The 13,820-nt window shown below is 67.7% G+C and carries 13 protein-coding genes; 7 read left to right on the top strand and 6 right to left on the bottom strand.

All coding sequences use genetic code 11. The features are described 5' to 3' along the window. Positions 1-92 precede the first annotated feature (92 nt). The 5 genes from AUL34_RS01210 to AUL34_RS01190 all read left to right on the top strand — a co-directional run bounded on the left by AUL34_RS01210 (position 93) and on the right by AUL34_RS01190 (position 4,892). Entirely contained in the window at positions 93-1,028 is a 936-nt protein-coding gene (locus AUL34_RS01210) for a pirin family protein (RefSeq protein WP_061930592.1), read from the top strand. A 92-nt stretch (positions 1,029-1,120) separates the two neighbouring features. Beyond that, positions 1,121-2,371 carry a DUF5996 family protein gene (locus tag AUL34_RS01205; RefSeq protein WP_061929928.1) on the top strand — a complete coding sequence of 417 codons (1,251 nt, stop codon included), beginning with the start codon at positions 1,121-1,123 and terminating at the stop codon, positions 2,369-2,371. Between the two features lie 114 nt (positions 2,372-2,485). After that, a complete protein-coding gene (locus AUL34_RS01200) occupies positions 2,486-3,694 on the top strand; it encodes a glycosyltransferase (protein ID WP_061929925.1) in 1,209 nt (402 codons plus the stop codon). A gap of 103 nt (positions 3,695-3,797) precedes the next feature. Beyond that, positions 3,798-4,313 carry a metallophosphoesterase family protein gene (locus tag AUL34_RS01195; RefSeq protein WP_061930588.1) on the top strand — a complete coding sequence of 172 codons (516 nt, stop codon included), beginning with the start codon at positions 3,798-3,800 and terminating at the stop codon, positions 4,311-4,313. 339 nt (positions 4,314-4,652) lie between these two features. Then, positions 4,653-4,892: a hypothetical protein gene (locus AUL34_RS01190; protein WP_061929922.1), complete on the top strand. Its 240-nt coding sequence runs from the start codon at positions 4,653-4,655 to the stop codon at positions 4,890-4,892. A gap of 16 nt (positions 4,893-4,908) precedes the next feature. On the opposite strand, the gene AUL34_RS01185 is transcribed toward AUL34_RS01190, so the two are convergent. Continuing rightward, positions 4,909-5,130, bottom strand: coding sequence for a DUF2934 domain-containing protein (locus AUL34_RS01185; RefSeq protein ID WP_061929919.1), 222 nt, complete (start codon positions 5,128-5,130; stop codon positions 4,909-4,911). A gap of 686 nt (positions 5,131-5,816) precedes the next feature. On the opposite strand from AUL34_RS01185, the gene AUL34_RS21750 reads away from it, so the two are divergent. After that, positions 5,817-7,310, top strand: coding sequence for a FecR domain-containing protein (locus AUL34_RS21750; RefSeq protein WP_192845666.1), 1,494 nt, complete (start codon positions 5,817-5,819; stop codon positions 7,308-7,310). 29 nt (positions 7,311-7,339) lie between these two features. Beyond that, positions 7,340-10,171, top strand: coding sequence for an EAL domain-containing protein (locus AUL34_RS01175; protein WP_082653061.1), 2,832 nt, complete (start codon positions 7,340-7,342; stop codon positions 10,169-10,171). Between the two features lie 96 nt (positions 10,172-10,267). Here the strand turns inward: AUL34_RS01175 and AUL34_RS01170 are convergent, their stop codons facing one another. From AUL34_RS01170 to AUL34_RS01150, 5 genes are all read right to left on the bottom strand, one after another. Next, complete coding sequence (locus AUL34_RS01170) at positions 10,268-10,555, bottom strand: hypothetical protein (protein WP_061929912.1); 288 nt, start codon at positions 10,553-10,555, stop codon at positions 10,268-10,270. Between the two features lie 505 nt (positions 10,556-11,060). After that, positions 11,061-11,420, bottom strand: coding sequence for a cupin domain-containing protein (locus AUL34_RS01165; protein WP_156420743.1), 360 nt, complete (start codon positions 11,418-11,420; stop codon positions 11,061-11,063). Between the two features lie 11 nt (positions 11,421-11,431). Beyond that, positions 11,432-12,190 carry a 2-dehydro-3-deoxy-D-gluconate 5-dehydrogenase KduD gene (gene kduD / locus AUL34_RS01160; RefSeq protein WP_061929906.1) on the bottom strand — a complete coding sequence of 253 codons (759 nt, stop codon included), beginning with the start codon at positions 12,188-12,190 and terminating at the stop codon, positions 11,432-11,434. Further along, entirely contained in the window at positions 12,190-13,026 is an 837-nt protein-coding gene (gene kduI, locus AUL34_RS01155; protein WP_061929903.1) for a 5-dehydro-4-deoxy-D-glucuronate isomerase, read from the bottom strand. The genes kduD and kduI overlap by 1 nt, the downstream gene beginning before the upstream one ends. Next, the gene (locus AUL34_RS01150) at positions 13,023-13,817 is read right to left on the bottom strand and encodes a FadR/GntR family transcriptional regulator (RefSeq protein ID WP_061930582.1); all 795 of its coding nucleotides are present in this window, start codon (positions 13,815-13,817) and stop codon (positions 13,023-13,025) included. Before AUL34_RS01150 ends, kduI begins: the two co-directional genes overlap by 4 nt. Positions 13,818-13,820: the final 3 nt, after the last annotated feature.

The following is a 13,820-nucleotide window of genomic DNA, read 5'->3' as shown; positions in this document are numbered from 1 at the left end:
AGCGGCGGGTAGGGGCGTCCGATAGCTCTGGCCGGATCGAGGCGACGACGCGTTCGTTGCGCGCGACGATGGTTTTGCAGGAGGAGGACCGCATGAGCTGGAACCCCGCGATCGAGCCGGGCTGCCCCGACGACGTCGGCATCGACGCCATCGAGACGCTCATCATCCCGCGATCGCGCGACCTCAGCGGCTTCGAGGTGCGGCGCGCGCTTCCCGCGCCCAAGCGCCAGATGGTCGGGCCGTTCATCTTCTTCGATCAGGCGGGACCGGCGGAGTTCCTGACGGGCACCGGCGTCGACGTCCGACCTCATCCGCATATCGGCCTCGGGACCGTGACGTACCTTTATCGCGGCGACTTCCACCACCGCGACAGCATCGGCTCGGACCAGATCATCCGGCCGGGCGCGCTGAACTGGATGGTGGCCGGGCGCGGCGTCTCGCACTCGGAGCGCACGAGCGCCGAAGGCCGCAGCGGTCCGAGCAGCCTCTTGGGGATCCAGACCTGGCTGGCTCTACCCGACAGCCACGAAGACATGATCCCGATGTTCGAGCATCACGGCAAGGATGTGCTGCCGACCATCGAGGACGATGGCGCGTCGGTTCGGCTGATTCTCGGAACCGCCTATGGCGAAGCCGCGCCGGCCACGATGTTCTCCGAAACCTTCTATGCGGACGTGCGGCTCGATCCGGGAAGCCGGCTGCCGATGCCGGACGATCACGAGGATCGGGGCATCTACATCGTCGAGGGCTCGATCTCCGTCGCGGGCCAGGTGTTCGAGGCGGGGCAGATGATGGTCTTCCGTCCCGGCGACCGGATCACCGTCTCCGGAGGACCGGCAGGCGCCCGGCTGATGATTCTGGGCGGCGCGACCATGAAGGGCCCGCGCTACATCTGGTGGAACTTCGTCGCATCCTCCCGGGAGCGTATCGAAGAAGCCAAGGCCGAATGGCGCGCGGAGGCATGGGGAACGGGACGTTTCGATCTGCCGGTCGACGACCGCGACGAGCACATTCCCTTGCCTGACTGACGGGTACGCGTGCAACTGTGGTCCGCGCGCGACGGGTTCGAAACGACGGAAACGACGCGGCTCGCCGCCGCGAGCATGGGGGAAGGCAAGCGATGAGAAACGACTGGCCCGAAATCGACTATCTCGGCTGGCGCGAGACCTGTTCCGCCCTGCACCTCTACCTGCAGATCGTCGGCAAGTACCGGCTGGCGCATAGCCCGTGGCTCAATCATTCCTGGAACGCCACATTCTACGTCACGCCCCGCGGCCTTGCGACCTCGCCGATCCCCGACGGCAGTGGCATCGAGATCCTGTTCGATCTTCGCGATCACGAGGTCCGCGGAACCAACGGGGACGGGCGCTCTGCGTCCATCGCCCTCAAGGCCACCACGGTCGCGGTGTTCCACGCCGATTTTGTGCGCATGATCACCGATCTCGGCGGCACGCCCACCTTCAACGGCAGTCCGAACGAGGTGCCGTTTCCGGTCCCCTTCACCGAGGATCATCGCGACCGGCCCTATGATCGCGACGCGGTGCAGCGCTTCCATCGAGCGCTGGTCGCCGTCGACCGCGTGTTCCGATCGTTCCGGACCTCGTTCCTTGGCAAGGCGAGCCCGGTCCATCTCTTCTGGGGCGCTCTCGATCTGGCGGTGACGCGCTTCTCGGGGCGGCGCGCGCCGCTTCATCCCGCCGGGATTCCGACCCTGCCGGACGACGTCGCGCGCGAAGCCTATGACCGCGAGGTCTCCTCGGCCGGCTTCTGGCCGGGCGGCGGTGGCATCGACTATCCCGCCTTCTACGCCTACGCCTATCCCGCCCCGAACGGCTTTCGGGCTGCGTCGATCGCGCCGGAGGCGGCCTTCTGGCACGAGGGCCTGTCGGAGTTCGTCCTTCCCTACGACGCCGTTCGCTCCGCGCCCGATCCCGATGCAGCGCTCATGGCCTTCCTCGTTTCGACCTACGAGGCGGCGGCCGACCTCGGCGGATGGGATCGCGAACTACTGGAATGCACGCCCGGACAGCCGGGACGGGTGCGCACCGCCGACGCGGACCGACCGGGCAGCGCGGTGGTGAGCGAGGAGGCCGGCGTCGAGCGCGAGGATGGCGCCGCCAAGGGCCGCTACCGCCTCGTCCTCGATGGTGCGGAAGCCGAGATGACGTACAGCCGGGCGGGGCAGGGGTTGATCATCATCGACCATACCGAGGTTCCCGCGGCCCTGCGCGGGCGCAAGGTCGGCGAGCGGCTGGTGCGCCGGGCCGTCGAGGATGCCCGGAAGGAGGGCATCTTCATCATCCCGCTTTGCCCGTTCGCGAAGGCGCAGATCGACCGCCATCCGGAGTGGCAGGACGTCTTGCGCCGGTGATGCGCCAGGGGCGGACAGGCGAGGGAGCGCTGCGCTCGCTCGATCTGCGTTGCGGGCGCGCCGCCTTTGTGCGATGGCGACGCCAGCCGCCCATAGGCCTTCCGGGGACAGTCAGTGCAGCCGCTCGGCATCCTCCACCATCTGCCCGTGTCGTCGCGCAACTGGGGCGGCATCCAAGTCCAGTTCGCGGCCTTTTTGCAGGCCACCCGCAGCGATCCGCGCTTCCGCCACTACCTCACGACAGACAAGCGAAGCCTCTCGCCAGAGATCGAAGCCCTTGCCGGGGCCTTCGCCGCGCCTCCCTTCGATCCGAGGGAATGGTGGGGGATCGTCCTGCCGAAGTGGCTTCGGCAGCGACGCGAGACGCGCGCGGCCCGCCGTTGGCGCATCGACGCGGCGGTGAACATCAACCTGCCCGGCGATCTGCGGGCGGTTCGTACGGCACGGAGCGCGGGAGCCGCCGCTCTCTATTGGGAGCGCGGCGCCGTCTGGTTCGGGCGCGAAAAACCCCTGTCCAGCGAGTTCCGTGGGGGTCATCACCTCTTCCTCGCCAATTCGACCGCCAGCCGGCGAATGCTGCAGGAGGTCTGGCGGATCGAGGCGCCGATCGAGATCCTGTCTCCTTGCGTCTGGAACGCGCCGCCCGCCGTCGGCGAACGCGTGCTTCCCTCCGATAGGCCCCTGCGGCTCGGTTTCGCGGGTCGCCTCCGGGCGTTCAAGGGCGGCGTTCTCGCGGTCCACACCGTGGCGGAACTGCGTGCGGCCGGCCGGCCGGCGGAACTGGTCGTCGCCGGCGAGGGGCCCGATCGCGGACGGATGGAGGCTGCGGCGAAGCGGCGTGGGGTTACGGATCACGTGCGGTTCCTGGGTCAGGTGCACGACATGGCCGGCTTCTACGAGGGCATCGACATCCTCCTCCATCCCGCGCTCCGCGAACCCTTCGGCACCGTGTGCCCGGAAGCCGCCAGCTTCGGGGTGCCGTGCGTCGTCACGTCGGTGGACGGCCTGCCGGAAGCCATGATGCACGGGGTGTCGGGCCTGCGCGTCGAGCCTCATCTCCCGCTCGCCGCCTTTGGCGACCTCGGGGGCGATCCGAGTGACGTCTATCCTCTCGTGTACCGTCCCCTGACGGATGATGTCGGGCCGCCGGCCCTGCCGGATCCCGCGCGTCTGGCCGATGCCGTGCTGCGCATTGCGGGCTCCGACGAGAGTTACGCGTCTTTCCAGAAGGGCGCGCGCGCGGTGGCCGCCGGGCAGGCCCAGCCTGCCTCCCACATCGATCGCTTTCACCATCTCGTCAGCTTGGCGATGAGCCGGCGTTAGCCGGTCGCCGGCTTCTCGTCCGCTCGGCCCGCGAGCCCTAGATGGTCGGCCCATGGTGCTTGCGATCCATCCGCCGCGCCGCCGCCCTCAGCCCGGCAAGGCGATGATCTTCTTCACCAGCGACACCCATTTCCATGATCCCCGCGTCCTGCGTCTCGATCGAAGGCCGTTCGCCGATCTCGCCGCACACGACGAAGCGCTGGTGGCGGCCTGGAACGCCGTTGTCGGTCCGGGCGACGAGGTCTGGCACCTCGGCGATTTCGCGCGCGGATCGCCCGATCTGAAGGACGCACTGTTGTCGCGCCTCGACGGCACCAAGCATCTCATTTCCGGCAACAACGACGATCGGGCGACGCTGGAAAACCCGAGATGGCGAAGCGTCCAGTCCTATGCCGAGATCGCCGTGGACGGTACGCCGCTCGTCCTCTGCCACTACGCCTTTCGAACCTGGAACGGGATGGGACGGGGCGCGGTCAACCTGCACGGCCATTCCCATGCGAGACTCAAGCCCATTGCGCGCCAGTTCGACGTCGGGGTCGACGCCTTTCCATTTCGTCCCGTCACGCTCGCCGAGATCCTGGCATCGCGCCGGCGCGGGACGAAGCGACCCGATGTCTAAGGACGCCCGACAAGGGCGGACTTGATGCGCCTACCCGCTGTTCCGATCCCGTCACGAGAGATTTCACGCCTTGCACGGCACGAGCTCGCCGAAAACGCGGCTGACGAGGCGGTCGCGGACCGATCGCCGAAGGCGTGCGCGGCATCGTGTCGGGCAGTTCGGCGCGGCCGGTGCCCGGCGCTGGCATCCACTCGAAGGAGAGGCCGGCGCCTAGGCGGATCGGGATCCGCAACGATCCGGTCAATCGGTCGCGCCCCCCGGTACGGCTTTGATGATGCGCTTTGTTGCGCATCGTGGCAGCCTTCGGTCTTCGACGCACTGAACGTTGGGAGAGGTTCTATGCGCTTCTACTTCAACTATCGGAAGCACGACTGTCTCGTACGCGACCCCGAAGGCAGCGAGCTTCCCGACGAGGCGGCTGCGACCGACGAGGCCATCTACTCGGCGCGCGAGTTGATGGCGAGCGCGGTGCGCGACGGCCGGGACATCTCGGACGAGGCCTTCGAGGTCGTGGACGAACGTCAGGTGGTGCTCCTGCGGGTGCCCTTCAGGATGGCGTTGCGCCGACCGAAGGACTGACCGCATCGCGCTCCGCTCAGCGCGCCACGATCCTGAGCGGCCTGTCCTGCATCAGCCACTCGCCTTCGATTTCGGAAGAAGCGCGTGCCCAGAATTCGTGCTCGCGGCCCCAAGGCCGACCTTCCAGTTCCCAGAGCTGGTAGGCGCGGTCGCGAACGCGCTTCGTCATGTCTTCCAGGCATCCGGTCGAGATCGAACAGGCAGCGCCTGTCAGCGGGTGATGGGTCATCATCGTCATGGTTCTGGTCTCTGTCATGCCATCGGCAACGCGGTCGAACGACGGGCGGCGCCTGCATGGTCAGGAAAGCTGGACCATACATTGAGCCGATCCGCCGCCCGTCGAGGGCAGGTCCGACACGAAATCGATAGATAACTCCTCAACTCGCTGGGAATGATCCACCGGACGGCGATTGGGAGAGCACAGACGCGGGGGACCCGCCGCGTGATGGGTTTGGGAAACCGCGAAGCGCCCTTGCTCGATCTGCCCTCGGTGGAAAGCTGCTACCATCAAACATGAAGCGCCAGTTCATGTATACAAAAGTAACGAACATGATTGGGCGGTGAGTTTTTGAACCTTGCAGGCGCGCTTCGGCGAACGCGGACGAAGAACGAGCCGAAGACGGCGCAGTCATATCCGGTCCGGTCTTCTGCGGGATTCACAGCGTGAGCCCGAAGTTTTCTGCGGAGGTGCCAAGAACTTGGGCGCGCGACCAGACATTTTACACAGTATCTTTGCGCCTATGGCTCGATTGCAGCGAATTTGAAGGACGCGATTAGGCGGCCGTAACCGATCGCGCGTCATGCTTCGGAGATTGAACCCGAGGCAGAATCCCGATGCGCGCTCGTCTACCATTTCTTGCTTTCTTGCTCTTGGCCTTGTTCCAGGCGGACGTCGGGTGGACGCGTGAATGGCGCGTCGACCGCGTGAGCGGAACGGCTTGGACGATCGAGAGCGCCGACAAGCGCAATGTTCTGGCCGTCGGCATGAGCGTGCCCGAAGGCCTGACGATCGCGACCGCGAAGTCCGGACGTGTCCGCCTGTCGAGCGAGAACAACGTGATGACGCTCGGTCCCGGAAGCGTCGCGTTGGTGCAGCCCAAGGGCTTGTTCAGTTCCAAGACGGAAGTGCTGCAGCAGGTGGGCAGTATCGAGTTCGACATCGAGAAGAGGGCGTCGCCGCACTTCACCGTCCAGACCCCGTTCATGGCGGCAGTGGTGAAGGGAACGGCCTTCACCATCGACGTCTCCAAGACCGATACGAAGATCGGCGTCAATCGCGGCCTCGTTCAGGTGCGCGACCTGAAGACCGGCGAGACGGCCGGCGTCGGCGCCGGTCAGCGTGCGAGCGTGTCGACGACGACGTCCGGCCTTCGCACCGCAGGCGTCAATGCGCCGGACGTGGCACCGGGCAAGCCGTCCGCTCCGAGCGTCGCCCCGGTCGGGCAGGCGCTCAGCAGCTTCCGCGAGGCCGCCGCGACCGACGCCGCACGCTCCTCCGCGGCATCGGCAGGTCCGGAAGCGGCCGCTTCGACCCACGAGAGCACCAGCACCGCATCCTCGCGCTCGTCGACCGCAACAAGCGCGGGCGGTTTCGGTGGCGCGGACTCCAACGGGCGCGATCGTCCGTCTCTCGGCAGCAGTGTCGCCGAAACCAAGGCAACGGCCTCCGATGCGCGCGATCGGGGAATGGGGCGTAATTCGCAGGCTGGCAGCGGAGCATCGGCGTCCGAGGGGGGTGTCGGACCTCGCGGCAACGGCGGCAACCGTCCCGGTCGCTCCGAAAGCGACGGGAAGGGGAACACCAACGGTCGCCCGGGCGGACATGGTGGTCCCGGCAAGGACGGCGCTGGCGGACCCGGCAAGAATGGCTCCGGCGGCCCCGGAAAAGGCGGTCCGGGTGAAGCGGGCAATGGTGGTCCCGGCGGACCCGGTAAGGATGGACCTGGTGGACCTGGCAAGGGTGGAAACGGCGGTCCTGGCAAGGGCGGTCCCGGAAACGGCGGACACGGTGCTGGCGGGCCTGGAAATGGTGGACCCGGCAGTGGAGGGCCGAGCGCGGGTGGGCCCGGTGGGCCCGGCAACGGAAACGGCAACAACGGCGGCGGCAACGGCGCGGGCAACAACGGTAACGGCAATGGCAATGGAGGCGGCGACGGCTCCAACGGCGGTGGCAACGGCAATGGCAATAACGGTAACGGCAATGGAGGCGGCGACGGCTCCAATGGCGGTGGCAACGGCCAGGGCAACAACGGTAACGGCAACGGCAATGGAGGCGGCGACGGCTCCAGCGGAGGTGGCAACGGCAAGGGCAACAACGGTAACGGCAACGGCAATGGAGGCGGCAACGGCTCCAACGGCGGCGGCAACGGCAAGGGGAACAACGGCAACGGCAACGGAAACGGCGGCAGCAACAAGTAGTCGATGACCTCGGCGGGGACCGGCCAGTGATGGGGAACACGACGGGGATGGTGAACCCGAACGCAGAGGGCCGGTCCACGCGCATGGCGGCGGCGTGGATCCGGCCGCTCGCCACCCTCCTGATCGTGGCGGCCTGTCTCGGCGGGGCTCACCTGTCCGGCTTCACGCGCCTTCTCGATACGACGCTGTCCGATGCGCGCTTCTCCCTCGGCCAACGTCCGGCGTCCGGCGAGATCGTGCTGGTCGACATCGACGCGAGAAGCCTGGCCGAGGTCGGCGTGTGGCCTTGGCCGCGTCGTCTCCATGCCGACCTCCTGAAGGCGGCCGCGGACGCGGGCGCGAGCCGCATCGCCTTCGACGTCGACTTTTCCACCCGCTCCGGCGGCGAGGACGATGCCGCCTTCGCCGAGGCCCTTGGCGCGACCGGGCTGGAAGCGTTCCTCGCCGCCTTCGTGCAGCAGGATCCCGCGTCGGGCAAACCGCTGCCGTCTATGCCGATCGAGCCGTTGCTCGACGCCTCCTGGCCCGTCTCCATCAATGTGCCGCTCGACGAGGACGGACGGGTCCGGCGTTTTCCCTGGTCGATGAATGTGGCCGGCGAACAGGTGGCCTCGATGCCCGCGGTTCTGGCGGACCGCCAGGAGACCGCGGCGGATTTCGGTATCGACCACGCGATCGCGGCCAGCTCGATACCGCGCGTGTCCTACGTCGATGCGCTTCACGGCCGGGTCGCGAGGGACGCGTTGAAGGGCAAGACCCTGATCGTCGGTGCAACGGCGATCGAACTCCACGACCTCTTTTCGGTGCCCGATGCGGGCATCGTGTCGGGGTCCACCGTGATCGCGCTCGCAACCGAAACCCTGATCCAGGACCGGGCCCTGTCGTCGTGGCAGCCTCCGCTAGGTGTCGCCGCGCTAATGCTGGCATCGGGCTGCTGGTTCGTGCTGCGCAACTCGCTTCGGCGCAGCCTCGCTACCGCGCTGGGGGTTGCCCTCGCCATCGAGGCGGCGGCGGCTTGGTTCTATCTCGAAAGGGCCGTGATGCTGCAGACCGCCGAACTTCAGCTGTCGGTCGCCGCGATCGCACTCTGGAGCCTCCTTCGGGAATTCGACCTTCGCCAGTTCCGCCTCTGGGTGGCCCGGATCGAAACGCGCAACACGGCTCGGCTTCTGGAGCGCGTCGTGGACGATGGCTTCGACGCCATCGTGATCATCGACGGAGCCGGGCGGGTCATGCGGATCAACGAGGCTGCGCGCCTCCTGCTCGCCCTGGCCGTGACGGAGCGCCCGGCCCGGCTTTCCGATCTGCCGCCGGCCCTCGTCGAGGCGGTCGACGCGGCGATGGCCGACGAGGGCGATGCGGCCGGAGCCGGCGCCCGGCCTCGGCGCACCGTGACGGTGGCGAAGGGCGAGGCGGCGGGGATCCTCGAGTACACGGTCGCCCCGTTCTGGCTGGAAGGCAAGCGCAACCGCCGCGGCAAGGTCCAGCGGTTGCGCTATGTCAGCCTCATCCTTCACGACGTGACGGATCGCGAACGGTCGCAGGAGCGGCTCCGCTTCGCCGCGCTTCACGACAGCCTGACCGCACTTCCCAATCGCCGCGCCCTCGAAACCGACCTCGATGGCCTGTTTGCGGAAAACTCCCCGGTCACCCTGCTTGCCTTCGATCTCGATCGGTTCAAGGGCGTCAACGACGCGCTCGGGCACGCGACGGGCGACGCCGTCCTCGTGGAAACGGCCCGTCGTGCGGCCCGCGTCCTGCCGGACGGAGCGTCGGTGTACCGGATCGGAGGGGACGAGTTTCTGGTCCTCGTTCGATCCGCGGATACCGACCTCGGTCGGGCGGTCGCCGAAGGCATCGTGCGGGAGATCGCGCATCCCTACGTCGTGAACGGCCATCGCGTGTCCATCGGCGCCTGCGTCGGTGTCGCCGCCGATGTCGATGGTTGCGGCGACCCGTCCGTTCTGCGCCGTCGTGCGGACGTCGCGCTTTATCAGGCGAAGCGTACGGCAGACGGACCCGTCGTCCTGTTCGACCTCTCCATGGACACGCTCCGCCTCGAACGGTTGGCGCTGGAGCGGGATCTGGCACAGGCCATCGAGGCTGGAGCCTTCGAACTGGCGTATCAGCCGCAGGCGCGGTTTCGCGACGACGCCTGGACCGGCGCGGAAGCGCTCGTTCGCTGGCGCCATCCCGAGCGCGGCTACGTCTCGCCGGCGGAGTTCATTCCGATCGCCGAAGAAACCGGGCTGATCCACAAGCTCGGCGCGTTGGTTCTGCAGGTGGCCTGCCGCGACGCGCTGCTCTGGCCGGAGACGATCAAGGTCGCCGTCAACGTCTCGCCGCTCCAGTTCCTGGCCGGCGACATCGTCGGGGCCGTGAGCGCCGCGCTGGCCTCGTCGGGGCTCGACCCGAAGCGGCTGGAGCTGGAAATCACCGAGTCCGCCTTTGTCGGCGAGAACCATCGCCTGGCCGGTATCTTCGACGAGCTGCTGGCGCTCGGCGTCACCTTCGCGCTCGACGACTTCGGCACCGGCTATTCTTCGCTCGGCTACCTCCATCGCTTTCCCATCGCGAAGATCAAGATCGACCGCAGCTTCGTGACGGACATTCCCGAAAGCCGGCATTCGATGGCCGTGCTCCGCTCGGTCGTGGTCCTCGCCGACGGGCTCGGGATCCGAACGATCGCCGAAGGCGTGGAGACGCCATCGCAGGCGTGCACGCTCCGCGAACTCGGCTGCGGTGAGGTCCAGGGCTACCTTTACTCCAGGCCGCTCGACATCGACCGGGCGACGGACCTCTTCCGCACCGGTTCCCGCGGCAGCCAAGCGGATCGCCGCATGTTGCGCGCCGTGGGATGACGGCCGGGCGGGTCCACGATGGTGGCGAGGCATGCTGACGAAAAAAAAGGGGCTGCGGACCGAATGGTCCGCAGCCCCTTGCGGTGTGGAAACCGATCAGTTGGCGGGCGCAGCCGAACCGGACGAGGCGCCGCCGGCCGGAGCCGCCGCGGACCCGACATTGATATCGGGCGTATCGATGGTGACGTTGGTGCTGCCGCCACCGCCGGCCGAGCCGAACAGGTTGCCGCCGAAGACGAAGAAGCCGCCGATCACAAGCGCGACCACGAGGAGGCCGGCGATGAACCAGCCCGATCCGCCGCTGCGGCCGCCGTCGTTGACGACCACGGTGCGGTCGACGGTGCGCTCGACCGGACGCTCATCACGGCTGTAGGAACTCGACATACTACAATCCTCCATTGGATCGGGACCGACGCTGGTGGGTGACCCGAAAACCCGTGTCCTTCGGCACCAGAATGCGCAAGGGCTCGCAGGGTTTCAGTCGGGCAGGAAGAATCTTGCGAAGGTTTGGAGGACTCAAGACGGCCGAAATATATGACGTCGGACGTCATGTATTTTCGGGGGTGGACGCGCGGAAAGCAAACCGAATGCGGAGGGGCCGTCGCGAACATGAACGCCGGGTTCACTTGGCGTTCATGTGGCGTTCGATACTGGTGCGCTCGTGAGTTTTCGGGAAGCGCCTGCCTGTTCCCGTCCCTTCACAGGCAGGTGCCTATGGCTGGGCGCCCTTCACGGGCGTCCAGCTATACTGCGATCGACCTTCGGGCGGGGTCGCCCTGGGATCATGACGCGAACCACGTACCCGACGAACGGGTGGACGGGCGCCGCGATGGGCGCCATGCCGCGCCCGGCACCCATCGGGACCGCTTCGCGGCAAGCGCCACGGCGCTCAGTTCGATGCCGGAGCGTCCGGCTGGGGCAGGAAGTCGGCCCGGTAGGGCGTGAACGTATCGACCAGCCGCCCCTTTTCGAGCGCCTTCACGCCATGCCGGAGCCCGGACGGTACGATGAAGCTGTCGCCCGCCCGCAGCGTCTCGGTGCGTCCGTCGACCGTCACCTCGAAGGCGCCTTCCGCGACATAGCTCGACTGGACATGCGGATGCTCGTGCAGCCAGCCGACGCCGCCGGCCTCGAAGCGGAACTCCACCATCATCAGCTCCGGCGTCCAGCAGATGATGCGGCGCCGATTGCCATCCGGCGTCGCCTCCCAGGCGCCCTCGTTCGCGCGCGCGAAGATGTCAGGTCCCATGGTCATGCCCGTCACCTCGCAAGCCAGCCGCCGTCCACCGGCAGGATGACGCCGTGGATGTAGCGGGAGGCGTCGGCGAGCAGAAAGGCCGCCGCGGCTCCGATATCCTCTGCGGCGCCCCAGCGGCCAGCCGGTATGCGCTCGAGGATCGCCCGCGTCCGGTCCGGGTCGGCCCGCAGCGCCGCCGTGTTGTTGGTCTCGATATAGCCGGGTGCGATGGCGTTGACGTTGACGCCGCGCGCGGCCCATTCGTTGGCGAGGATCTTCGTGATCCCGGCGACTCCGTGCTTCGAGGCCGTATAGGAGGGGACGCGGATGCCCCCCTGAAACGACAGGAGCGAGGCGATGTTGACGATCCGCCCCGGCCGTCCCGCCTGGAGGCAGCGCCGGCCGAAGCTCTGCGACAGGAAGAACGTCGCCTTGAGGTTGAGGTCGACCACGGCGTCCCAGTCGTCTTCGGTAAGGTCGACCGAGTCCGCACGCCGGATGATGCCGGCATTGTTCACGAGCCCGTCGAGCGGAGCCTCGTCCATCGCGGCCTCCAGCGCCTCGACGCCGGACCGAAGGTCCGAGAGATCGACGAGCGTGGGCGAGAACGTGCCGCCAGCCGCGCTTACGAGCGCCGATGTCTCGCTCATGTCGGAGCGGCCGAAGCCGATCACCGACCCGCCGCTGCGCGCGATCGCGACGGCGATCCCCTGGCCGATGCCGGTGTTTGCGCCCGTCACCGCGAAGCGTCGGCCCGCAAGGCTGAAGGAGTTGAGGTCCATCAGCGCAGGTCCTTCAGGGGAGCGGGGTCCATGTCGGTGTAGTCGACGTTGTCGCCGGCCATCGCCCAGACGAACGAGTACGAGGAGGTTCCGCAGCCCGAATGGATCGACCAGGGCGGCGAGACGACGGCCTCCTCGTTCGCCATCACGATGTGTCGCGTCTCGGTGGGCTCGCCCATCAGGTGGAACACACGCGCCTCGTCGGCGAGGTCGAAATACAGGTAGGCTTCCATGCGGCGGTCGTGGACGTGGGCCGGCATCGTGTTCCAGACCGACCCCTCGGCGAGCTTGGTCATGCCCACGACGATCTGGCAGGTCTCGATCGTCGTCGTGTACTGGAAGATCGAGCGCTCGTTCGAGGTCGCGCGGGCACCGAGATCGATGCGCTTGGCGGACTCGTGCGGGAGGTGGCGCGTCGGAAGGGTTTTGTGGGCCGGGGCCGACAGGAGATAGAAGCGCGCGGGGTTCGCACCATCGGCCGAGCGAAGCGCGACCTCCTGCCCGAGGCCGACATAGAGCATGTCGCGGACTTTCAGCACGTGGCTCTCTTCGCCGACGCGAACATGTCCCTCGCCACCGCCGACATGGACGAGAACGAGTTCCCGACGCTCCAGGAACCGTGCCGTACCGTTCGGGCGGATCGTCTCGAGCGCGATCTCCTCGGTCGTCGGGACGGCGCCACCGACGATCATCCGGTCGTAGTGCGTATAGGACAGGCGAATGCGACCCGTCTCGAACAGGCCCTGGATCAGGAAGTGGCGCCGAAGCTCCTCCGTGCCCATCGCGGCCGCGGCTTCCGGGTGGACGGCGAAGCGTGTCTCGTGATCGATCGTCATGATGGTCCTGATTTCGGTTCGGAAACGGTCTGTGGAACGGCCGCCGCGGCGTAGGACTCCTGCTGGTAGGTCAGCCGGCGGCGGTAGCGCTGCTGGGCGGCGAAGAGGTGCCGGCGCATCGCGTCGCGCGCCGCGTCCGGATCGCGCGCCGAGATCGCCTGGAGAACGGCCAGGTGCTCGCGTTGCAGGCCCATCAGGTACTGGGGCGAGAGCGCCTCGACCGAGTACCAGGGGGACGTGCGGTCGCAGGGGATGGTGCGGTCGCCGAGCGCGTCGAGGATGTCGACGTAGAACGGGTTGTTGGTCGCGGCCGCGATCTCGCGATGAAAGGCGAAGTCGGCCTTGCCCGTCTGCTCGCCGCGATGGAGGAGCCGGTCGAACTCGAAGAAGGCCTCCTGGATCCGGGCCTCCTGCGACGGGTTGCGCCGCTCGGCGGCCAGACCCGCGCTCTCGATCTCGAGACCCATCCGCACTTCGAGGACGTTGATCGCCTGACTGATGCGGTCGCCGACATCCGCGGCGATCGCGGCGATCCGGCGCTGCGGGTTGATCCGCACGAAGACGCCCGCTCCGTGCCGCGGCTCGACGAGCCCGTCGGCCGAGAGGATCGCCACCGCCTCGCGCACCACGGTGCGGCTGACGCCGAAGATCTCCGACATGCGCGTCTCGGTCGGCAGCTTCTCGCCGACGGAGAAGTCGCCGGCGATGATCTGCGCCCGCAGCGCCTGCACGACGGTCTCCGACAGCTTGGCCTTGCGCTCGACCCGCAACTCCCCGGATGTTTCGGACATCGA

It is taken from the genome of Aureimonas sp. AU22, assembly GCF_001463745.1.
Lineage (GTDB): Bacteria > Pseudomonadota > Alphaproteobacteria > Rhizobiales > Rhizobiaceae > Aureimonas.
This window is presented reverse-complemented; position numbering and strand designations above follow the sequence as displayed.

Coding starts and splice junctions, on each gene's coding strand:
- AUL34_RS01195 (WP_061930588.1), top strand. CDS start 3,798: ATGATCTTCTTCACCAGCGACACCCATTTCCATGATCCCCGCGTCCTG.
- kduI (WP_061929903.1), bottom strand. CDS start 13,026: ATGACGATCGATCACGAGACACGCTTCGCCGTCCACCCGGAAGCCGCG.
- AUL34_RS01185 (WP_061929919.1), bottom strand. CDS start 5,130: ATGACGATGATGACCCATCACCCGCTGACAGGCGCTGCCTGTTCGATC.
- AUL34_RS01190 (WP_061929922.1), top strand. CDS start 4,653: ATGCGCTTCTACTTCAACTATCGGAAGCACGACTGTCTCGTACGCGAC.
- AUL34_RS01210 (WP_061930592.1), top strand. CDS start 93: ATGAGCTGGAACCCCGCGATCGAGCCGGGCTGCCCCGACGACGTCGGC.
- AUL34_RS01175 (WP_082653061.1), top strand. CDS start 7,340: ATGGGGAACACGACGGGGATGGTGAACCCGAACGCAGAGGGCCGGTCC.
- AUL34_RS01170 (WP_061929912.1), bottom strand. CDS start 10,555: ATGTCGAGTTCCTACAGCCGTGATGAGCGTCCGGTCGAGCGCACCGTC.
- AUL34_RS01165 (WP_156420743.1), bottom strand. CDS start 11,420: ATGGGACCTGACATCTTCGCGCGCGCGAACGAGGGCGCCTGGGAGGCG.
- kduD (WP_061929906.1), bottom strand. CDS start 12,190: ATGGACCTCAACTCCTTCAGCCTTGCGGGCCGACGCTTCGCGGTGACG.
- AUL34_RS01150 (WP_061930582.1), bottom strand. CDS start 13,817: ATGTCCGAAACATCCGGGGAGTTGCGGGTCGAGCGCAAGGCCAAGCTG.
- AUL34_RS01205 (WP_061929928.1), top strand. CDS start 1,121: ATGAGAAACGACTGGCCCGAAATCGACTATCTCGGCTGGCGCGAGACC.